This window comes from Roseibium algicola, from assembly GCF_001999245.1.
GTDB lineage: Bacteria > Pseudomonadota > Alphaproteobacteria > Rhizobiales > Stappiaceae > Roseibium > Roseibium algicola.
This window is the reverse complement of the sequence record NZ_CP019630.1, coordinates 2,202,746-2,223,236: the sequence shown is the minus strand read 5'-3', so window position 1 is coordinate 2,223,236 and position 20,491 is coordinate 2,202,746. Positions and strand designations below refer to the sequence as shown.

Below are 20,491 nucleotides of genomic sequence, written 5' to 3'. Positions count from 1 at the left end.
GACGCTGGTTTGCGCGCCACAACGGCAATTTCGGCTGTGTTCTTGGTTCGCCGTCAGGAGTCAGTGATCGGATCGCCGTTTTCGATATTAATGGCCAGATGCTCCAGCATGGTTCTGATCGGCCGCGCCAGCGCATCGACCTGGCGAACCACAACTTTAAGGGAGCGCTCGGCCCAATCCGTGGACAAGGGGATCATGCGAAGGTTCGAAGAAGACAGATAGGGTTCGACAGCGCCCAAAGGCAGGATGGCAATCCCCAGACCCGCCTCGACCATACGGCGAACACCATCGAAGCTCAGCACCTCCACACGTATCTTCAAGGAAAGTCCCTGTTCAGCTGCCCGATTTTTTATGAATGCTTGCAACGAGCTCCCCCGCTGGAGGCCGACAAGGTCGTGTTGCGCGAACTCGGCAAAGGAAATCGGGCCGTCGGTTCCCAGAGCGTAGCTTCGAGGAGCAAGAACCACCAGTGTGTCGCGCCTGTATAGGAAAACATCCATTTCGGGTTCGGCAATAAGTCCCGAGTATATGCCGATATCTGCAATACCATCGCGTATCGAGGCTACAATTTCCTCTGAGACCTGTTCGGTCAAATCGATGCGCATGTCGGGATGCTGCTGGACAAAGGACGCCAGATCTTCCGGCAGAAACTGCGTTATGGCAGAGGTGTTGGCGGCAATCCTTACCGTGCCGCGCAGTCCGGAGGCGAAGTCGCCCATGTGGTCGTCCATCCGCTCGAGAAGTTGCAGAACATCCCTGGCGTGACGCAGCATTTCCTCCCCTGCCTGGGTTAGTTCGACGCCTTTTTGCTGCCGGTAGAGCAGCGGTGTTCCCACAAGCATTTCAAGGTCCGATATCCGCTTGCTGATCGCCGAGGCGGCAATATTTTCAGACGTAGATGCCTGCGCAATGCTTCTGGACGTCGCAACTGCGATGAACAGTTCCAGGGTGACAAGGTCAAATCGCTTACGCATTGCTCCGGTACTCGCTTATCTCGATGAGATTGTCGTCCGGATCATAGACATAAATTGACGTGATCGGTCCAAGCGTCCCAATCTTTTCGACCGGCCCCTCCTCGATGCGAATGCCGTGCCGTCGCAGCCGGTGCATGGCCGGATCGAGACCGTTTTCAACCAGCAAACAAATGTTGGCGCTCCAGCTCCTTCCTGCATTCCGCAGGGGGCCAAAAGCTCGCCCGGCAGGCTGAAGGTTCATTTTGCAGCGGCCGAAATGAATCTCGATGCGCCCGTCGGCAAGGAATTCCGCTCGCATGCCGAGCACGTCGCCGTAAAAGGCAACTGAGCGTTCAACGTCGGCGCAGGTGATCACCACATGGTCTATCGCTGTCCAGTCTATGGTCATGGCACCCTCCGTCAAAACAACCCTGGCAGGGTCAAGACTATCTGCGGGAAGATCAGAACCAGGAGGATCGTCAGCAAGATCGGCACGAGGAAAGGCAGGACGGCCAGAACCACCTTCTCGAAGCGCAGCCCTGTGATTGGCACCAGAATGTAAAGCACCGTTCCGAAGGGCGGCGTGATCACACCGACCGACAGGGTGATGACCATGAAGACGCCGAAGAACAGCGGATCGATTCCGGTCGCAGACACCGCCGGCACCAGGATCGGCGTCAGGATCAGCACGCTTTCGATCACCGACATGAAACAGCCGACGAGAATGAAGAAAACCATCAGGATAAGCAGCAGCAATATCGGCGGAAGTCCGATAGCGATCAGACTGGACGCGAGAGTTTGCGGTACCTGCAGGCGGACCAGAAGCCAGCCGTAAAAACCGGAGATGGCAATGATCAGCAGGATGACGGCGCTGAATTCCATGCTGTGGACAAAAACCCGGAAAAGATCTGAGACCTTTACGTCCCGGTAAACGGCAATACCGAGCACCATCGCATAGAAACAGGCGACCGCACCGGCTTCGGTTGGAGAAAAAACACCGCTCCAGATGCCGCCGACAATGATCAACGGCGTGAACATGGGCAACATCGCGCGATGACCGGTCTGAAAAACCTCGCGCGGCGAGGGCAGCGGTCGCGTCGGCATTTCCACGCGATAAGACATGAGGAAAGTGGTCGCCATCAACAGGCCCGCCATCAGCAGCCCGGGAACAAATCCGCCGAGAAAAAGGTCGCCGACGCTGACATCGGCCTGCCAGCCGTAGACCAGCATGGCGACACTCGGCGGAATGATCGGCCCAATCACGCTGGAGGCAGCGGTGATGCCGGTACTGTAGCTGAGATTGTAGCCCTTTTCGCTCATTGCCCGGATTTCCAGCGCGCCGAGACCGGCGGCATCGGCTGAAGCCGTTCCGGACATGCCGGCAAAAATCATGCTGGCAACAACGTTCACATGCCCAAGCCCACCGCGGACGAAGCCGACGAGGACGTTGGCGAAATCGAAGATCCGCGTCGTTGCGCTGCCCCGGTTCAACAGGTTGGCCGCCAGGATGAACAGCGGAATGGCGAGCAGCGGAAAGCTGTTCAATGTCTGCGTGATCTTCAGTGACATCAGTTCGACCGGCAGTCCGCCAGTTGCCGACGTTACCGCCAACGCCAACAGGCAGGTTGTGCCGAGCGCAACGAAGACAGGCAGACCCAGGGCCATGAACAGGATGAGTCCGCAAACGAAGGGAAGGAAGATTTCCATGGCCGGTCAGTCTTTCGGGTTACTTGAGTTGGAGAAGGCGCTCCAAAGCCGGAGGAAGGATGCCAGGGCCATGCCCGCAAAGCCCAGCAGGAGGCCGCCGTAATAGATCGAGAAGCTCAGCGACAGTGCCGTAGTCCGGTTGTTGACGCTGCGCTCCATCATCTCGAAGGCACCCCATGCGGTGAGACAGAGGAAGGCCAGCGAAAATAGCTGCAGGAAGACGCCATACCGGTCGTGCCAGCGTCCCTTGATAGACAGCGGCACCAGTTCGACCGCGATATGGGCACCGCGCGTCCAGGCGCCTATAGAGGCGAAGGCGACGGCATAAATCGTCACAAGTGTCGCGATCTCCTCAAGCCAGGGAATTGGCACGTGCAGCAGGTCCCGTGACAGGATCGACAGAACCAGCAGGCCAACCAGGCTCATGAGCAGGGTTCCGGACAGGATATCGGTGACCGTTACCAAGGCGTGTTGCAGCGTTTCCGCCGTCCGCCGCGAACGGTCCCTTTCGCCGAGAAATACATGTTCTGTCTGCATCAATGCCTCCGAATATGCAGCAGGATTGTCCGGCCCTCCGAACCTTCGGCGGGCCAGACAATGGATCAGGAATTGTTGGCGATGGAGGCCTCGACATCCGCGATGACGCCGTCCGCCAGCGCGGATAGGGCCTTGTCGATGGCGGGTTTTGCTGTCGACTTGAAGGCAGCGACATCCGGTTCGATCACCACCATGCCGTGCTTCTTCAGCTCCTCCAGATAGAACGCGTCCTTTTCGGCTTCCACCCTGGTGCCTTCCCTACGGGCGATCTGCACCGCAGCCTTGAGCGCCGCCCGGTCTTCCGGCGCAAGACCGGAGAACCACGATGCGGATGCGACCCAGTGCCAGGGGAAATGCACGTGCCCGGTCAGGATGAGGTGAGACTGCACTTCATAGAGCTTTCGGGAATATGGCGAGACCAGCGAGTTTTCGTGCCCGTCCACCTGTCCGGTCTGCATGGCGAGGTAAATCTCGGTTGCCGGGACGATGACGGTCTGGGCTCCGAGCGTGCTCCACACGTCCACCCAGACCGGAATGCCGGGAAGCCGCAGACGGAAGCCCTCGAGGTCGACTGGCGTCATGATCGCGCGGTTCGCCGTCATGTGGCGCGGGGCACGCATCTGGGCACCCAGCTCAATGATCCCGCCCTTGTCCCGACCGGCCTGGCGGAGATTTCCGCCGGAAGCCGTATTCATGAAAGCTTCGACCGACGGCCCGTTCGGAAACAGGAAGGGGATCGAGATCGGGTCGTATTCGGGCGCATATTGCGCCCGCCAGTTGCCTCCGGTGAGCGAGATCTGCGTCTCGCCGATGTTCAGAAGTTCCAGAACCGCATTTTCGCCGCCCAGCTGTCCGCTCAAAAACGGCACGACCTCGAATCGGCCCGGAGACAGGTCCTCCAGAGCGGACCTGAACCTGAGGATGCCGGCTTCTTCCGATCCGCCGGGTTTCATCGTGGTATTGACCTGAACGGTAATTCGATTGGCTGCAATCGCAGGCATCGCCAGGATGGTCGATGCCGCGGCAGCCGTCTTCAACATGGCACGCCGGGTGAGTTTCATGGTGTTCCTCCCTTGAGCTCCTTTGCCCGGAAAGGATCTGCCAACGACCGCGCGAAGCCCAGAATTGCTTCGATAACGGACCCATCGCGCCTGACGATGCCTGCTCGCATCCACTGCAAAAGAACAAAAAGCCCGCGGCATCCGATGTGCCGCGGGCTCTTTCCGGGTGTCCTCCGTTATTTCTGCCGCTTCACGCGGCCGTGCTTTGGACAAGTCCGGCTTCGATATTCCTGCGCAAACGGTAGGCGTCCGAATTCGTGTCGATGACAACATCGCGCCATCGGACCGGTTCTCCTTCGCCAACGTCGTTGACCAGCCGGACGTCGTGGGCGAGTCCAAGAGGCAGATAGCCCTCGCGCACCGATACATCCGCCGGGCGCAGGCCGCCGGATACCGTATAGCCACCTTCGCCGTCCAGTACCTCTCCCTTGCAAAGGGTCCTCTTGGCGACGGAAACGACATCGGCCCTGAATTCGGTGGCAACACCGGTCGGCTCGCCGCGCAGGCCGACCGAGGCGACCGAAATGCCCAGTTCCAGGCCGATCAGATGCCAGCGCTTGTAGTTGCACATGTAGCGGCCGCTCTCGTCGGTCACGACCTTGTATTCCTCGAAACAGTTACGCAGATACTCCGTGTCGCCCTCGAAACAGACCCACACCCCCTTTCGAATGTCGTGCGGGATGGGCAGACCGTCGGCGGTCAGGCAGGACGCCACTTCAACCATGCCCTTTCTTTCCAGCACGCCGCCTTCGCTTGCGGGCCGCATCAGGTTGGGAACGTCGTCAATACCTCCTGGCGGAAAGGCCAGGCCGCCAGCGGGGGCATCCAGTCCGCAGCAATTTGCGATCGCCGCGCTTTCGATCGCCGGCTTGGAGCCGTCAAGAAACGCATTGAACATCTTCGGGTTCAGTCGGCCGCGCTCGGCCTGTTCCCGCGTCAGCCCCCAGAAGTCCCAGACCGTGTCCGGAGTGGACCGGCGGTAATGAGGCAGCCACTTGTGCCCCCGGCCGGCCGCAACGACGTTGAACCCGCAGGCCCGTGCCCAATCCACAAGATCGCAGGCAAGGGCGGGCTGGTCGCCGTAGGCCATGGAATAGATCACGCCGGCACTGCGGGCTCTTGCGCCGAGCCCCGGACCGGCAAAGGCGTCCGCCTCGACCGTGACGTTGATAACGTGCTTTCCGTGGTCGAAGGCGCGAAGGCAATGGCTGACGGCAGCCATTGGATTGCCGGTGCACTCGATGATGATCTCGATCCCCGGATGGGCGATCAGGGTCTCCCAGTCGTCGCTGACACAGGTCGTTCCGCTGCGCACCGCCATATCGAGGTCGCGGGCCGAAAAGCTTTCATCGGGCCAGCCAACATAAGCCATGTTCGACCGGGCGGTTTCGGGCTTCAGGTCGACGATACCGGCAATATGAATACCTTTCAGGCGCAGGGCCTGGGCCAGAAACATCGTGCCGAACTTGCCCGCACCGATCATCCCTACACGAATAGGTCGGCCTTCGGCGGCGCGGGCCTGCATTTTTTCAAAAAGGTTCATCTCAATTCTCTTTCGGCGAGCCGTTGTGGGTCAGGAAATCGAAGTCGCAGCCTTCGTCGGCCTGCAGAACAGTTCGGCTGTAAAGACCGCGATAGCCGCGCCCTGCCGGGGCGGGTGGAATGCGTTCGGCAAGCCGGCGCGTGATTTCCGCCTCGTCCACCAAAAGGTCGATCCGCTTTTCGCTGACCGAAAGGCGAATGCGATCGCCATCACGCACAGCCGCGAGCGGGCCGCCGACGGCCGCTTCCGGCGCCATATGCAGGACGATGGTTCCGAATGCGGTACCGGACATGCGCGCATCGGAAATGCGCACCAGATCCTTGACGCCCTGTCGGGCCAGTTTTTTCGGGATCGGCAGATAGCCGGCCTCGGGCATGCCCGCGGCGACCGGGCCGGCATTCTTCAGGACCATTATGTCATTGGCCTCGATGTCCAGATCCGGATCGTCGACCCGATTGGCAAGATCCTCGAGCCCATCGAACACCACCGCACGCGCCTCGGTCTCGAACAGCCCAGGCGTCGCGGCAGCCCGTTTGAAAATGGCCCCGCACGGCGCGATGTTGCCCGTCAGGGTGATCAGTCCGCCTTCACGGGATACCGGGTCCTCGAAGGGGCGAATGACGCGGCGGTCCACCCAATCCGCGTCGCCTGACAAGCGCTCGCCCAGGGTCTGGCCGGTGACATCCACCGTGTCCAGATGCAGCAGATGGCGGATTTCCCTGAGCACGGCGCCTACGCCTCCGGCAGCGAAGAAGTCCTCCATGTAGCCTTCTCCGACGGGCTTAAGGTCAACAAGAACAGGTGTCTCATCGGAAATCCTGTTCAGGCGGTCCTGATCGATCCGGATGCCCAGGCGTCCGGCGATGGCCGTCAGATGCACGATCGCGTTGGTCGAGCCACTGACGGCCATCAGCACCCGGAAGGCGTTTTCGACCGATTTCCAGGTGACAATTTCGCTCGGACGGCGTGGGTTGGAAATCAACTCGACGGCCAGCCGACCAGAGCGCTCGGCAGCGACCATCCGGTCGGAATGCACCGCCGGGATCGCTGCAGTGCCCGGCAGGGACATGCCGATTGTTTCGGCGATACAGGCCATTGTGCTGGCAGTGCCCATCACAGCACAGGTTCCAGAAGTCGTGGCAAGGCGGCCCTCGATGTCACCGATTTCCTCGTCCGTCACTTCCCCGGCACGGTATTTGCCCCAGAAACGGCGGCAGTCGGTACAGGCTCCGAGACGCTCTCCCCTGTGCCGGCCAGTCATCATCGGCCCGGTCACGAGCTGCACCGCTGGAACATTCGCCGAGACCGCGCCCATCAGTTGCGCCGGTACGGTCTTGTCGCAGCCGCCAATCAGCACAACGGCGTCCATGGGCTGGGCCCGGATCATTTCCTCCGTGTCCATGGACATGAGGTTGCGGTAGACCATGCTGGTCGGATTCAGAAACACTTCTCCCAGGGAAATCGTCGGAAACGGTCGCGGCAGGGCTCCTGCGGCCAGCACTCCTCGGGAAACTGCCTCCACAAGGTCCGGCATCGAACGGTGACAATTGTTGAAACCGGATGGCGTCATCGCGATGCCGACAATGGGTTTTTCGAGCATTTCGCCCGAAAGGCCCATGGACCTGGCGAAGGAGCGGCGCAGATAGGCGGCGAAGTCCTTGTCGCCATAATTGGTAAGACCGCCCCGAATCCCATTGCTTGCGCTCATCGTTCGGCCTCCTTGCGGCAACTCACTTCCAGCAGTCTTTCGAAAACCTTGACCATCGCTCCCTTGTCGAGCGCGCCATGCCCTTCCAGAAGCGCCTGTTGATAGGTTCCGGTTGCCGCTGCCAGAACCGGAGCCGGTATCCGGTGACGTGCGGAAATCTCCGCTCCACTGACCAGATCCTTGTAGGCGGCCTGCAGCGGGTATCCGGTATCGAACACACCTTCGAGGATCTGCGGCAGGAAGTATTCGGACGCATAGCTACGCCCCGTTCCACTATTGATCACACTGGCGGTGGTCGCGGGGTCAAGACCGAGTTTGCAGGCCATGGGCATGATCTCAGCAAGAGCTGCAGCGTTAATGTCGAAGAGAAGCTGGTTGACCAGTTTTGTCAGTTGGCCGCTACCGATGGCGCCCGTGTGCAGGATGTTGCTCGCCATGGCGGAAAGTGCCGGGCGAAGCGTCTCGACCAAACCGGCCTCTCCGCCGATCATCATGGTCAGCGTGCCGTCTTCAGCCCGCTTGCGCATACCGGAAACGGGTGCATCCAGGAACCGGATGCCCCGGACCTGGAGCGCTTGCGAAATACGCAAGGTCCGTTCGTATTCAATCGTAGATGTGTCGATGACGGTCGTGCCCGATGTCAGGGTCGACGCAATGCCCGTTTCAAGTTCGAGCAACATGTTTTCGACGACCTCGCCGTTGGGCAGGCACAGGATCAGGACGTCCACGTCGGCAAAGTCATTTTCCGAGGCGGCTTCCGCCGCTCCGGCGGCAACCGCGACGTCCAGGGCTTCGCGGCGTGTGTCAAAAGCCTTGACGGTATTGGTGCGCGCCAGGTTGCACGCCATCGGTGCGCCCATCTGGCCAAGTCCGACAAATCCAAATCGCATGGCAAACCTCTCTGTTGCTTTCAGGCGTGAAAGCTAACACCGGGTAAGACCAGTGCGACATTCTCAATCGCGATTGCCCCAATCGCGATCAGAGGCACCTTTTGTGTGGAGAGGCTTCTTTTTGTGCGTGGTGCAGGGGTGATTACTTCGGTCTAAAGGCGTCCTGTCGTGGCTTCCTATCGTGTGATCCGGTTTACGTCTGACGATGCGCAAAAATATTGAGACCCATCTTAGAGCCACTTGTCTTTGGTTTGTTCTGTGACTTCTAATGTAAATGCAAAAAGTGCTTAATTGCTGCCACAGTGCAGGGAGGTCAGCCCCGGGTCAGACTTGCTAGTCGTTGTTGCCAAGTCCGTCCGGGAGTGGATGGCGCGGAGTGTTGCAAGGTCCACTGTGCGGACGGAAGGTTCTGTTACGCATTTTCGTGGTTTCTGGCTCAATCATCAGGCGCGAAGCACACAAATGCATTTCTGGCAGGGCAGGAGTTGGCAAGTTGATCCCGTTCAAAGGTGCACATTTCCCGAAGGATGTGATCTTGCTCGCAGTGTTCTTCAATTCGATACTCGGTGTCTAATCGGGATGTCGAGGAGGTCATGGAGGAGCGCGGGATTCAGATAGACTACACGACACTAAGACGCTGGATTGTGAAATACGCCGCGCTGATCGCGGACGAGGCGCTTCGAAACAAGAAGACAACCAACCGCTCCTGGTGCATGGCGAACCTCTGAGTTATTGAGCGTCCGTTTTCCTCGGCAGTGAACTATGGCGCTGCAACAACGACAGGAGAGCGAGATGGAAAAGTGTTTTGCCGGTTTGGATGTGTCACAAGCGGAAACATCCATATGTTTCTGCGACTTAGCAGCCTGCTCTTGATTGCGGCGAGGAAAGTGACAGATCCTGATGTAATTTATCGCGGGCTGAGTCGGTACTCGGCATCTCTTCAATGTGTTGTCCTTGATACCGGCCTGATGGCGAACTGGCGAGCCTGCGATTGCCGCAGAGTTGGTTGGTTTTCTTGTCGCACTTCACATTCTGTTCATTGCGCCGTGGCGAATTGCTGCTTGTTTAGATTATAATCATAATCTAAAAGGGCTTGTGACACTGAGCGGAGTTAATCGCATGGATAAAAACCAATCGTGTGCGTCAAATTTGGGTGTACCGTTAGTTAGGCAGAATGAACCGACCAGGCAGTTTTTAGGAAAGTATCCTGGACAGAAAAGAGTGGGGGCTTTCGTTGTCGCCGCGCTTGCCTTGCTGACTGTAAATAAGGCAAGCGCAAGCGACTTGAAGAATTTCGAAAGGGGTGTCGTACACCACACTGTCTCTGCGTCGGGTGTCCAAATACACTATGCTGAAAAAGGAGAAGGCAACATAGTCCTTTTTCTGCACGGCTTTCCTGACCACTGGCTGACCTGGTGGCGTCAGATGGATGATCTTGCAGCGGATCACCGCGTTGCCGCAATGGATTTGCGCGGGTTCAACTTGAGCAGTCAGCCGACATCTCCAGACGCCTACGAAATCGACAAGCTGATCGCAGATGTCGAGGCAGTAATCGATGATCTAGGAGGCGCGCCGGTCACATTGATCGGTCATGATTGGGGCGGGTTCCTCGCCTGGCATGTCGCGATGCAACGCCCCGAGTTGATTTCACGGCTCGTGATCGTCAATATTCCACATCCTTGGGCCGTGGCGGAAGCTCTTGCGACAAATCCCGCGCAGGACGCGGCCAGTCAATATGTCGATTTTTTCCGGAGCCCGGCGGCGCCTGACACCATCAGTCGTGAGCAGATCAGCAACTGGATTTCGGATTCCGAATACCTGGAACGTCATAATTCGGCTATGGACCGGTCCGAGATGGATGCCATGCTCAACTACTATCGCACGCTCTACCCCAAACGTCCCTACCGTGCCTATGACACGAAGCCGATCAAAATCACGGCGCCCACGCTTGTTGTCTTTGGCGCGAAGGATCCGTTTCTGCTGGTGTCTGGGCTAAATGCTACTTGGGACTATGTCTCCGCCCCACTGACGATCACAGTTTGGCCTGACGCGGGTCATTTTGCCCAACATGACCAGCCCGCGCGGCTCAACGCTTTGTTGCGGGACTGGCTGTCTTCCAACTAAGTCCACGCCAAATACAAAAAGCGACATCCTCAAATACGGTATTCACATGCTAGGCAAGAGAATTCTTATTACCGGCGCCACCGGCGTAACAGGTGGTTACGCCCTGCGGCAACTGGCTGCTGAAGGTTTCCATATCAGAGCGCTTGTTCGTACTAGGGATAGTCGCGCAAAGGCTCTTGAACAATTAGGTGCCGAAATCTGCACCGGTGACATTTCGGATTTTTCGGATGTCCGCAAAGCACTAACCGATATTGACAGGACATATTTCGTTTTCCCCATACGGAAGGGTCTGGTTTCCGCTACAGCACAATTTATCGAGGCGGCGCGGGAAGCAGGCGTTCAGTATATTGTCAACATGTCTCAGATTTCGGCGCGTCCGGATGCGACCAGTCGTGCCGCCCTAGCACATTGGTTGGCAGAGCGTGTTCTGGATCGTTCCGGAATAAACGTGACCCACCTGCGTCCGACATTCTTTGCTGAATGGTTGACTCGCACTGCCCCGATGCTGACACGCGGCGATACAATTTATTTGCCGTTTGGCGGTGGGAGCCACGCACCGGTAACGGGGTTTGATCAGGGAAGGGTCATCGCTGCCTTGCTTCGCGCACCCGAAGCGCACCTTGGCAAAACCTACACGCTAGTCGGTGCCGAAGAAATGACCCCCGAGATGATGGTGGCCCGGCAGGGGCACGCTATTGGACGTGAACTGAAATACCAGCAGATACCGGCAGCGGATTTCTGTGAGCTAATCAAGGACCAAATTCGTCAATTAAACAGTGAGCTCCCGATGGCAGAGTTGAATGAGCAACTTGATGAGATCGACTATTTGGCGCAACATTTGTTAGAGGTGAACAAAGACTACGCTGAAGGAAGGTTCGGGGGGACCAACAACACTATAGCCGATATCACCGGGGGCCCGGCGCAATCGCTTGAGGAGTTTTTACAGCAAAACATGGCGGTATTTCGGGCCTGGTAGCTCACATCGCGACCACTACTGCAAAGTTTTTTTCTGGCCTACTGAGTTTCGTGTCGTGACTGATCAATTGTCGGAGGAAGCTAGCCCGCAGCATTTTCGAGTGTTTCTGGTTAAACGGATTCTCGTGAGGGCAGAAAGAAGACGTGCGGCAGTGGTCACAGCCAAGAAATTCGGAACTTCCGCAACCGGATAACCGCATTCGTTAATTTGTGCCATCGCGTCCCTATTGAAATTGTCACTGAAACCGTACGTGCCCACCTTGACCTCCTCGCCTCAAAATTTGGGAAGAAAATGTCTACAAGATGAGAGGCTATTCATTGGGCATAAATTGACGCGTGATAAGAGCCAGAAAAATCGTTTACGGTTTTCGTTGACGTTTATCGAATTCCTTGACGCCACGATTGGCCTCCAAAATGCGTTCAGCTAAACCTGAATCCGATACGGCTCTTGCCAGAGACAACGCCCCAACGAGCCGGCAAAGTTCGCGGATTTCCGAGTTTTTGTCGCAAGAGGTATCTCCACGTGGCCCGGTATCAGCAATCAACTCCAAAATCGTCCTAATACCTTCGTCAAATGCGCGACGCACAGGTTCGTCGTGGCGGGGTGCTTCGGACGCCAAAGTTGCCAATGTGCAGCCCAAACCTCTGTGGTTCAGATGCGGTTCGGAAAGATACCATTGCTCAGCTGCCTTCAAGGCATCTCCCCCAGCGTTTTCGAGCGCTTTCCGCCAAGCCGTAGCGTTGTCGGCAAAGGCTTGCGCGGTCGCTTCAGCAATCAGCGCTTCCTTGCTTTCGAACTGTTTGTAGAAGGCACCATTGGTCAATCCCGACGCTTTCATCAATCCGGCAATACCGATGCCGTCATAGCCAAACTCGCGGAACATTTCACTCGCGGTATTTACCACTCGCTCCCGGTTTTTAGCAGCTTCTTGCCGACTCATCCGCATGATTAGGTCCTTTATGAATACGCCCGTAAAATTATAGTCATAATCCAAGTGGTGACAACTACGATTAAGATCGTACTCTAATCAAAATTCAGGAGTGCGCTGATGCCCGTCAAAGAAAACGATCCCGGGTCAATAGTAGCCGCACGTTGCACCCCTTTGGGGGCCTTCATGGGCGCATTCGCCGAAACTCCGGCCACTGAATTGGGGGCGGCGGCAATCCACGCAACGCTTTCCGATGCGGCCCTTGAAGGCGCAGATGTGTCCGAAGTGTTGATGGGGTGCGTCTTGCCGGCCGGTTTGGGGCAAGCACCGGCACGGCAATCGGCAAACGGCGCAGGATTAGCCGATTCCGTAGGTGCTACGACGATCAACAAAGTTTGTGGTTCGGGGATGAAAGCGGTAATGATAGGGGCCGACTTAATTCGTGCCGGAATCGTCGTAGCAGGCGGGATGGAGTCGATGTTGCGCACGCCGTTCTTACTTCAGGAAATGCGTAGTGGGCGCAAGGCAGGCAGCGCCGAAATCCTAGATCATATGATGAAAGACGGCCTGGAAGACGCCTATGAACGAGGTCGTCCAATGGGGGCCTTTGGAGAGGCTGCGGCGAAAAAAAACAACTTCTCCCGTGCCGACCAGGACGCATATTCCGTTGAGACACTCGAACGCGCCCGTGCTGCGGTTGCTTCCGACGCATTCGACGCCGAATGCGTTCCGGTTACGGTGAAGACAAAAAAGGAGGAATTGTCTGTGTCGCGCGACGAGCGCCCGGAACAGATCAACCCTGCTAAAATTCCCCACCCGCGTTTAGCATTCGGTACGGATGGAACGATAACTGCCGCAAGTTCCTCAGCCAATGCCGACGGGGCTGCTGCTCTGGTTCTGGCTGGTGCCCGTGAAGCCAATCATCGAAACCTGCCGGTCATCGCTCGTATTCTCGGACATGCCAGTCATTCGCAGGCTCCTGTCTGGTTCACCACTTCGCCTATACCTGCAATTCGCAAGTTGCTGACAAAAGTCGGTTGGAAACCTGAGGAGGTAGATCTGTTTGAGGTCAACGAAGCCTTTGCGGTGGTTGCAATGGCTGCCGCACAAGAAATCGGCATCCCGCGCGAGAAGCTAAACTCAAAGGCGGGGCTTGTGTGTTAGGTCATCCGATCGGCGCAACCGGCGCACGCATCATCGTCACACTTGTTCACGCCCTTCGGGCGAACGGAGGCAAGCGTGGTGTGGCCAGCCTGTGCATTTGGCGGTGGTGAAGCAACAGCAGTCGCGGTGGAACTGGTGGATTGAGTATGCGCGAATTTCAAAAAGGTCGACCCAACGCAGATCCTAAAGTTACGCGGAGCCATTGATTGCAGCTTCGGGGCATCTGCACGTTCGTACGATAATGTAATCGATCAATTAAAATAGAAGAAACGTGAAAATAAGATATTTCACGAACTAGGATTGATTGGTCATCCTTTCTTGTAGAAGTGATGCAAAATTCATTGCGCGTTTACCTGAGTGAAGACGTAATAAGGGCGATGACATGAAAGCTTTCGTTTTATTGAATTTTATGTTTGCGGACAAAAGCTATCGATCATACGAAAATGTTCGCAATTACTATTATCTGAGGCGTCTGTTCTCCATTTCCCGGAAAGCCGATCTGGATGTGTGAGGTTCCAACAGGTGACTGTAACGACTATGAAATCTGTTGGCTGATTGCAGAAATCATTCAGTCCCTGGTTTAAAGCGTATTCATAAGCAGCCTCTAAGCCGACTTCGAACAAACTTACCGGGAAGGATAGGGAAATTGCCCCAAAAGGCAGAGGTATTTTCCTTTGTTTGCAATTGCTGCGGCAAAGAGCACGTCGGCATACCCGCCTATGGGTATGACATGCCGGTGGACTACTTTGATATCCCGGTGATGGATCGTGGCAAGCGCGCTGTTCTCGGAACGGACACCTGTGTCATCGACAGGGAGAGATATTATATTAAGGGAATTCTTGACATTCCCATTGTCGGTTACGACGAACCCATTACATGGGGACTTTGGGCGAAGGTCACCGAGGCCGACTACGCGCAATACCGCAAATTGTTGGGATTGGATGGGAGTGCCTTCCAGGCGACAGGAAAAATCGATGTGACTATGCCAGGATACAATGAACTCGACAAAGCTGGTCAAACCTATGCGCTGCGATGTGATCTCGTTGGGCAGCCCGTGGGGCTGAGACCGCGTATTCTGCTCCATCCAGTCTCGCATCGGCTGTTCGTAGATTGCAGTCAGGGGGTTTCGCCTGAACGGGCATCTGAACTAATTGCCCTTATGCCGCACTAGATGTTGTTTCTGATCAAGTCGGAATGGTGAGGGGCCAAATCGGCATATTGTATTTCCGGCCAAGACTGATCACGAGGTCCAATCTCGCCACGCGATTTTGCCCATGTCAATTGGATCCGCGTCGAACCAGTTCCTGCCAGAAGGCTCCGCAGTCCTGCCAAATTATTGTTGGGATGTGCCTAATTCTGATGAAACGACTGGAGAGATCGAGGCAGGTTCTTCCAATAGTCGTGGTAGTGTTTTCTGGGCAGAGTACTGCAATTGAAGTTACGCGCTTTTCGGGCGGGACCGCGGCGTAAGTAGGCCAGGTGACCGCCGGTTTGTATGACGGTCACCTGAGACAAATACTTCCTTCATTGTATTGAATATGGTGCGTGTGGAATTTTCACGTTCAAATTCTTGTCGTGCTGGATAAACAATCGCGCGCCTGTCGCGGCAATCAGCCCGTCGATCATACGCATACTGCTTAACGTCTGTTCCCGGTCAAAATTAAAGCCTGGAACACGCTGGTGTTCGTGGTTCGACTCGAAATGCCAGAGATCGCCCGACAAGACCACTGGTCCACTTTTCAAATTGACCCAGAGGACCTGATGCCCGGGCGTGTGCCCCGGTGCCGGAATTATTATCACAGAACGATCGCCAAACACGTCGTGATACCCGGTGAGTTTCTCGGCTTTGGCAGGATCCAGCTGGTCATAGGTTTTAGCGTTGAAATTAAACTCGGCTGCATGTGTGCCAAATGCGGCGTCGTACTCCGCCTGTTGAATGAACCATGTTGCGTTCGAGAAAATATTTGCGTTGCCGGCATGATCCGCATGCATGTGAGACATCGCCAGAAAGTCGACATTGCCTGGATCCACACCGAAGGAGCGTAGCTGTTCGGGGAAAGGTTGCTCGACAGTTAGATTTATTTTTCCATCTGCGATCTGAAGCCCCTCTTCAATATTTGCAACTGCCGCCGGAATGCCCGTATCCCACACCATCAGTCCCTTGGAATGACGGATAAGATAGCAACTGGCCACCATCTCGTGCGCAACGCCAACGTCCACGCCTGGTGACCAGAAAGACCGGTCGACTCCAGTGATTTGTCCGCATTCAAACACAGTCAAGTTCTCCACCGTGCCTTGCTCATTCTGTGCGGCATGAGGCGCGTCGGTCGTCAATGCAACGCCTGCGACGACGAGCATCGGCATGCTCAGGCACCACTTCATATTTAGGAAGTTACTGTTCACTGTTATCTCCAGATATCGCTGAAAATTCGGTCGGGTGTGACAGAGAACCAATAACTTTTCGCCAGCGTTCACGGGGGTAAACTAAAGGGCGAGTTTCGTAACGTCTGCGTCACCTCTACCGACCTCTCTGAAACGTATCGTGGGTGTCGAAGCCTCTCCGCTCTCCAGTCAGGCCACCTGAAGTCCAGAGACCAGCTTCGTGTCACTTACCGTTGGAATGGCCCACGAATTTCTCCAGAACGCGAGGCAGCGGGCAACGGTTTTCGGGTTACATTTCACTGGTTCCAGCAGTTTTAAGTCAAAGCATCACCTGCTTATCAAGCCAATGTGAAGTTTGCAGATCTGTTAATTAATAGACCGGTCGACTATTTTCAAAATCGAATGCCGCGCTGTGATCAGCAGACTGCGGGAAATTCAGACTGAGGAAAGCGAAATCGTACATGGGACAACTTGAAGGAAAGGTTGCATTGGTAACAGGCGGGAACAGCGGTATGGGACTTGCAATGGCACAGGAATTTGCCCGGCAAGGCGCGCGCGTTGTGATCTTCGGCCGCGACCTGGAGTCGCTTCGGCGAGCTGAAGAGACGATCGCCGGCGAATGTCTGTCGGTGGCCGGAGATGTACGCTCACTCGATGCCTTGGCGCGCCTCGCCAAGGACGTGCAGGACCGCTTCGGGTCCATTGACATTCTCGTGGCCAATGCCGGCGGAGCGACGATCGAACCGTTTCATGAAGTTACCGAGGAAACGTTCGACTACCAAAGCGACGTGAATTTCAAAGGTGTATTTTTCACGATCCAATACCTGTTGCCGAAGATGAACGACGCCGGTGCCATCATCATCGTTTCCTCCAGCGCCAACAGCCGGGCAGTGCCGGGGATGAGCGTTTACGGAGCCGCGAAATCCGCCGTTCGCTCTCTCGCGCGTACGTTAACCCTGGAACTGGCGGATAGAAAGATCCGGGTCAACGTTCTGACACCTGGACCGGTCGCCACCGCTGCCTACGAACGCACTGGGCTCTCGGAGGAAGAGATTGCCGCCTTTCAAAGCCGTCAAAGCGAGCAAATTCCTCTCGCTCGGATTGGAGATCCTCAGGAAATGGCACAGGCGGCGCTGTTTCTTGCCTCTTCCGCCTCCTCATTCGTCGCGGGTGCCGAACTCGTTGCCGACGGCGGCATGACGCAGGTTTGAAATGGCATTCTCAAGACCTGCAAGGGGGAATTGATTTAATGGCACGGACACGAAACGAAGGCACATACTTGGCAGCACGAGACAAGCTGCTGGACGTTGCGCAAAACCTTTTTCGGGAAAGAAGTTATGGTGCAGTCGGTCTCAAGGACATTCTAGAAGAAAGTTCAGTGCCCAAGGGATCATTTTACCACTATTTCGACAGCAAAGAGAGTTTCGGGATTGCCGTCGCCCAGCATTATCACGAAAGAGAACTCGAAAAGGCACGCGCGTTCTTAACCGATCCCTCGCTTGCGCCCGTGGATCGCCTACGCGCGTTTTTTGAGGGGGCACGCGCGGAAATGAAGCAGCGCGAGTTCGCGCATGGTTGTCTCATGTGCAACCTGACAACCGAACTCGCCGACGAACGCCCCGAGTTTCAAGAGGAATTGGCCAGTCATTGGAGGGCAATGGTCGAGACAGTCGCGGATTGTCTGCGCGATTCCGACCTTGATCAGATCGGCCTGGCGCATCTCACGCCCGAGCAGGCGGCCGACTGGTTGATGAATTCGTGGAGTGGTGCGCTGACCCGGATGAAGGCAAGCCGTTCCGACGAACCCCTGGCGCTATTCATGCGCACCATCTTTAAGTCTTGAAGGAAAAAACATGTCAACATCCAAAACAGTTCTGATTACAGGTGCGAGCCGAGGTATCGGTCTCTTGACTGCTAGAGAATTGGCTCGCCGTGGCCACCGGGTCTATGCGGGTCTTCGCGACATGGCAGGCCGCAACAAAGACGTCGCAAGCGAGCTTGTTCAATTCTCTGCAGCCCTCGATCACCAAATCGTACCTGTCGAGCTCGATGTGACCGACGACTCCACGGTCGTTTCCGCTGTTGCGCGGATCGAACAGGAAGCGCCGCTGGACGTTTTGGTCAACAATGCCGGTATCATGCCCGTCGGTCTGACTGAGGGGTTCACTCTGGATCAGGCAAAAGAACTCTTTGACGTCAATTTCTATGGCATCATTCGCATGAACCGCGCGATCCTTCCGGCAATGCGGTCGCGCAAGTCAGGATTGGTAATAAACCTCAGTTCTGCAGCTGGTCGCTTCGGGATGCCATTCTTCGGGTTGTATTGCGCATCGAAATGGGCCGTGGAGGCTTATGCCGAAGCACTTCATTATGAACTCGAATCCTTTGGCGTTGAATCGATTTTGGTCGAGCCAAGCGGGCACGGCACCGATCTTGTGGTTACCGCGCCATCACCATCTGACGAAATTTGCGTTAGCCAATATGGTGACCTTTCCAACGGACGTGACCGCCTTCTTGGTATGTTCAAGGGGATGTTTGATCAGGAGGATGGCAGTACCGATGCGGGCAACATTGCGACACGGATCGCCGAACTCATTGAAATGTCGGCCCCGCGCCCGGTCCGCACACAGGTGGGGCACGATATGGGTGTGACCGCTGTCAACGAAGCAGTTGCACCTATTCAAGTTGCGCTGGTTAACAGCCTAAAGCCCGTATACATGGGAGAAACGGTCAATGCCTGACCCTGGAAGCTATCCGCTTTTGCTGCTTCTGAAACCTTGGTGAAGAGATGGTCTCGCAATTGTTTGTTCAAGCAACAAGCACAACAGGCTCGGTTTTAGATGGATCAAATGCAATGTATGGAATTACCACTGCGGAAGCGATGTGATCCAGCACGTGATTGACGCTCACGTGCCAAGAGAGCAGGTTTCGGGCATAGAGTTCGATGCTTACGTGGGCTACGCCAAGAAAGACACTGACAGGGAGGAATGCCGACGAACTCCTATTGGCGTCCGTGTGCAATGAACCTTCTAGTTTTTTCCTATGAAGCTCCTGACTGAGATAGGTGATCGCCAATCAGTCTCGCGGTTCGGCAGGCTCCACTCTGCCGGACCGCCCCCTTTGGATCTCAGCGAATGACTATTCCAACCGTCCCAAATCTTTGTAATCAGGCAACTTGGCAAGTTTGGAGGTATCTTATGAAGTCACCAACCAATCGAGAGCGAACGGAAATTTGCGCGATGGAGCGAAATACCGGCAGTCAAATGAATATCTGCTGCTTGATAGCCTTTTTCATTTTTCTTGCGGTGTCTTCATCTCCTACATCCGCCCAAGTTGAAATGCTCAAACCGATCGAACTGCCTTCCTGGTTCCAGTATCCAAATGGGATTGCTCAAACGCCTGATGGAGCACTTCTCATTGGTTCGGTCGTCAGTGGACAAATCCTCAAAATCGATAGTGACGGCAAAAAGCGCTTTGCTATAGATGACCCATCGGTCTTCGCAGGTACTACTTTGAAATATGACCGTGGATCAGGTCGGCTGTGGGGCGCTTCGCCAGATTTTCTCGGAGTAGAGCAGCCAGACGGAAGCAACAAGCGGCGCGCGCATCGCATTTTCGCACGCGACGTCGAAACAGGCGCAGTCGATATTGTGATGCTCGTGCCTGACGGAGGCTTTGCCAATGATATCGCAGTGGGTGAAAACGGCTCGCTCTTCATAACAGACACAAGCATTCCGCGCATCCTGACGCTACCACCTGATGCAAACCGGCTGTCTGTTCTCATTGCCGATAACCAACTTGCATCGAATGGCAGCGGCATCAATGGCATCGGTGCGGCCGGGATTGCCGTGGCCGGGGACGGCCACACTCTTCTTGTGGGAGTACTGGGTTCTGGGACCATCTTTGCAGTTGAAAGCACTGAAGCGGGTCATTCGCGTTTACGCCGTCTCGAACTCCAACGCCCCATTGAAAACCCTGATGGCTTTGTTGTCGCAAGTAACGGAGATCTCCTGTTGGTCGAAAGCGGTATTGTGAGCGGAAATGGCAAGCTGACTCGTATCGTCGATCCTCTGTCTAGAGGTCCCCGTCCAGTTGAAACACTGGCCGAAAATCTTGATGTTCCAGTCAACCTGATGATCGATATGGCCGACCCGTCGCTTATATACGTAACCGAATCGGGCCTTGGTCATCGCTTTACAGAGAGCCGACGTTCCGATGTCCCGCCGGAGAGATTTTATGTGAGACGCTATAGGATAAAGTAAGGCGGACAGCACTAATTTTTCTTGGTTGCCTTCCGTTTTTTACATTAGACGATCGAGCGAAAATTTTGGCGTGGTAGTATAAATTATAGGGGCGCGAAATAATACTGTGTGCAGGAATTTTTCTGCTCTGATCCTCGAAAACTGGTTCGTTTTTGACTGAGGGTATTCGGTTGGGGGAGGGCCTTCCCCTTGACCGGCACTGCGTTGCCAGCGCACCCCTTCTGCGGGGAGACCCCGCAACGCACCCTGAGAGTAA

Annotated in this window: 18 protein-coding genes and 1 pseudogene; 9 read left to right on the top strand and 10 right to left on the bottom strand. The window is 55.8% G+C overall.

Features of this window, described 5'->3' with window-relative positions; genetic code table 11:
* Positions 1–53: 53 nt before the first annotated feature.
* The 8 genes from B0E33_RS10395 to B0E33_RS10360 all read right to left on the bottom strand — a co-directional run bounded on the left by B0E33_RS10395 (position 54) and on the right by B0E33_RS10360 (position 8,399).
* On the bottom strand, positions 54–974 hold the full coding sequence (locus tag B0E33_RS10395) for a LysR family transcriptional regulator (RefSeq protein ID WP_077291176.1): 921 nt from the start codon (positions 972–974) through the stop codon (positions 54–56).
* A complete protein-coding gene (locus B0E33_RS10390) occupies positions 967–1,362 on the bottom strand; it encodes a VOC family protein (RefSeq protein WP_077291175.1) in 396 nt (131 codons plus the stop codon). The genes B0E33_RS10395 and B0E33_RS10390 overlap by 8 nt, the downstream gene beginning before the upstream one ends.
* Positions 1,363–1,373: 11 nt before the next feature.
* Positions 1,374–2,660, bottom strand: coding sequence for a TRAP transporter large permease (locus B0E33_RS10385; protein WP_077291174.1), 1,287 nt, complete (start codon positions 2,658–2,660; stop codon positions 1,374–1,376).
* 6 nt (positions 2,661–2,666) lie between these two features.
* The gene (locus B0E33_RS10380; RefSeq protein ID WP_077291173.1) at positions 2,667–3,197 is read right to left on the bottom strand and encodes a TRAP transporter small permease; all 531 of its coding nucleotides are present in this window, start codon (positions 3,195–3,197) and stop codon (positions 2,667–2,669) included.
* A 65-nt stretch (positions 3,198–3,262) separates the two neighbouring features.
* Positions 3,263–4,258, bottom strand: coding sequence for a TRAP transporter substrate-binding protein (locus tag B0E33_RS10375; RefSeq protein WP_077291172.1), 996 nt, complete (start codon positions 4,256–4,258; stop codon positions 3,263–3,265).
* A gap of 190 nt (positions 4,259–4,448) precedes the next feature.
* A complete protein-coding gene (locus B0E33_RS10370) occupies positions 4,449–5,801 on the bottom strand; it encodes an NAD(P)H-dependent oxidoreductase (RefSeq protein ID WP_077291171.1) in 1,353 nt (450 codons plus the stop codon).
* A gap of 1 nt (position 5,802) precedes the next feature.
* Positions 5,803–7,509: an IlvD/Edd family dehydratase gene (locus B0E33_RS10365; RefSeq protein WP_077291170.1), complete on the bottom strand. Its 1,707-nt coding sequence runs from the start codon at positions 7,507–7,509 to the stop codon at positions 5,803–5,805.
* Positions 7,506–8,399 carry an NAD(P)-dependent oxidoreductase gene (locus B0E33_RS10360; protein ID WP_077291169.1) on the bottom strand — a complete coding sequence of 298 codons (894 nt, stop codon included), beginning with the start codon at positions 8,397–8,399 and terminating at the stop codon, positions 7,506–7,508. Before B0E33_RS10360 ends, B0E33_RS10365 begins: the two co-directional genes overlap by 4 nt.
* Before the next feature lie 566 nt (positions 8,400–8,965).
* Between B0E33_RS10360 and B0E33_RS31675 the strand changes: the two genes are divergently transcribed.
* The 3 genes from B0E33_RS31675 to B0E33_RS10350 all read left to right on the top strand — a co-directional run bounded on the left by B0E33_RS31675 (position 8,966) and on the right by B0E33_RS10350 (position 11,499).
* Positions 8,966–9,127 carry a hypothetical protein gene (locus B0E33_RS31675; RefSeq protein WP_156912382.1) on the top strand — a complete coding sequence of 54 codons (162 nt, stop codon included), beginning with the start codon at positions 8,966–8,968 and terminating at the stop codon, positions 9,125–9,127.
* A 391-nt stretch (positions 9,128–9,518) separates the two neighbouring features.
* Positions 9,519–10,523 carry an alpha/beta fold hydrolase gene (locus tag B0E33_RS10355; protein WP_077291168.1) on the top strand — a complete coding sequence of 335 codons (1,005 nt, stop codon included), beginning with the start codon at positions 9,519–9,521 and terminating at the stop codon, positions 10,521–10,523.
* Entirely contained in the window at positions 10,468–11,499 is a 1,032-nt protein-coding gene (locus B0E33_RS10350; RefSeq protein ID WP_206051429.1) for an NmrA family NAD(P)-binding protein, read from the top strand. Before B0E33_RS10355 ends, B0E33_RS10350 begins: the two co-directional genes overlap by 56 nt.
* A 358-nt stretch (positions 11,500–11,857) precedes the next feature.
* On the opposite strand, the gene B0E33_RS10345 is transcribed toward B0E33_RS10350, so the two are convergent.
* A complete protein-coding gene (locus B0E33_RS10345; RefSeq protein WP_156912380.1) occupies positions 11,858–12,445 on the bottom strand; it encodes a TetR/AcrR family transcriptional regulator in 588 nt (195 codons plus the stop codon).
* 102 nt (positions 12,446–12,547) lie between these two features.
* Between B0E33_RS10345 and B0E33_RS10340 the strand changes: the two are divergent.
* Positions 12,548–13,735: pseudogene (locus B0E33_RS10340) on the top strand (acetyl-CoA C-acyltransferase).
* A gap of 502 nt (positions 13,736–14,237) precedes the next feature.
* Positions 14,238–14,762, top strand: a complete 525-nt coding sequence (locus B0E33_RS10335) for a DUF2199 domain-containing protein (RefSeq protein ID WP_167579521.1) — start codon at positions 14,238–14,240, stop codon at positions 14,760–14,762.
* A gap of 353 nt (positions 14,763–15,115) precedes the next feature.
* Here the strand turns inward: B0E33_RS10335 and B0E33_RS10330 are convergent, their stop codons facing one another.
* The gene (locus B0E33_RS10330; protein WP_156912379.1) at positions 15,116–15,994 is read right to left on the bottom strand and encodes an N-acyl homoserine lactonase family protein; all 879 of its coding nucleotides are present in this window, start codon (positions 15,992–15,994) and stop codon (positions 15,116–15,118) included.
* Between the two features lie 491 nt (positions 15,995–16,485).
* Here B0E33_RS10330 and B0E33_RS10325 point away from each other — a divergent pair, with 491 nt between their 5' ends.
* From B0E33_RS10325 to B0E33_RS10310, 4 genes are all read left to right on the top strand, one after another.
* On the top strand, positions 16,486–17,184 hold the full coding sequence (locus tag B0E33_RS10325; protein WP_265733549.1) for an SDR family NAD(P)-dependent oxidoreductase: 699 nt from the start codon (positions 16,486–16,488) through the stop codon (positions 17,182–17,184).
* 68 nt (positions 17,185–17,252) lie between these two features.
* The gene (locus B0E33_RS10320) at positions 17,253–17,816 is read left to right on the top strand and encodes a TetR/AcrR family transcriptional regulator (protein WP_208997795.1); all 564 of its coding nucleotides are present in this window, start codon (positions 17,253–17,255) and stop codon (positions 17,814–17,816) included.
* A 10-nt stretch (positions 17,817–17,826) separates the two neighbouring features.
* Complete coding sequence (locus tag B0E33_RS10315; protein WP_077291161.1) at positions 17,827–18,714, top strand: SDR family oxidoreductase; 888 nt, start codon at positions 17,827–17,829, stop codon at positions 18,712–18,714.
* Between the two features lie 456 nt (positions 18,715–19,170).
* A complete protein-coding gene (locus B0E33_RS10310; protein ID WP_156912378.1) occupies positions 19,171–20,235 on the top strand; it encodes an SMP-30/gluconolactonase/LRE family protein in 1,065 nt (354 codons plus the stop codon).
* Positions 20,236–20,491 lie beyond the last annotated feature (256 nt).

Excerpts from the sequence above, each read along its gene's own strand:
- B0E33_RS10395 (WP_077291176.1), bottom strand. The coding sequence starts at position 974 with ATGCGTAAGCGATTTGACCTTGTCACCCTGGAACTGTTCATCGCAGTT.
- B0E33_RS10390 (WP_077291175.1), bottom strand. The coding sequence starts at position 1,362 with ATGACCATAGACTGGACAGCGATAGACCATGTGGTGATCACCTGCGCC.
- B0E33_RS10385 (WP_077291174.1), bottom strand. The coding sequence starts at position 2,660 with ATGGAAATCTTCCTTCCCTTCGTTTGCGGACTCATCCTGTTCATGGCC.
- B0E33_RS10380 (WP_077291173.1), bottom strand. The coding sequence starts at position 3,197 with ATGCAGACAGAACATGTATTTCTCGGCGAAAGGGACCGTTCGCGGCGG.
- B0E33_RS10375 (WP_077291172.1), bottom strand. The coding sequence starts at position 4,258 with ATGAAACTCACCCGGCGTGCCATGTTGAAGACGGCTGCCGCGGCATCG.
- B0E33_RS10370 (WP_077291171.1), bottom strand. The coding sequence starts at position 5,801 with ATGAACCTTTTTGAAAAAATGCAGGCCCGCGCCGCCGAAGGCCGACCT.
- B0E33_RS10365 (WP_077291170.1), bottom strand. The coding sequence starts at position 7,509 with ATGAGCGCAAGCAATGGGATTCGGGGCGGTCTTACCAATTATGGCGAC.
- B0E33_RS10360 (WP_077291169.1), bottom strand. The coding sequence starts at position 8,399 with ATGCGATTTGGATTTGTCGGACTTGGCCAGATGGGCGCACCGATGGCG.
- B0E33_RS10355 (WP_077291168.1), top strand. The coding sequence starts at position 9,519 with ATGGATAAAAACCAATCGTGTGCGTCAAATTTGGGTGTACCGTTAGTT.
- B0E33_RS10350 (WP_206051429.1), top strand. The coding sequence starts at position 10,468 with ATGACCAGCCCGCGCGGCTCAACGCTTTGTTGCGGGACTGGCTGTCTT.
- B0E33_RS10345 (WP_156912380.1), bottom strand. The coding sequence starts at position 12,445 with ATGCGGATGAGTCGGCAAGAAGCTGCTAAAAACCGGGAGCGAGTGGTA.
- B0E33_RS10325 (WP_265733549.1), top strand. The coding sequence starts at position 16,486 with ATGGGACTTGCAATGGCACAGGAATTTGCCCGGCAAGGCGCGCGCGTT.
- B0E33_RS10315 (WP_077291161.1), top strand. The coding sequence starts at position 17,827 with ATGTCAACATCCAAAACAGTTCTGATTACAGGTGCGAGCCGAGGTATC.
- B0E33_RS10310 (WP_156912378.1), top strand. The coding sequence starts at position 19,171 with ATGAAGTCACCAACCAATCGAGAGCGAACGGAAATTTGCGCGATGGAG.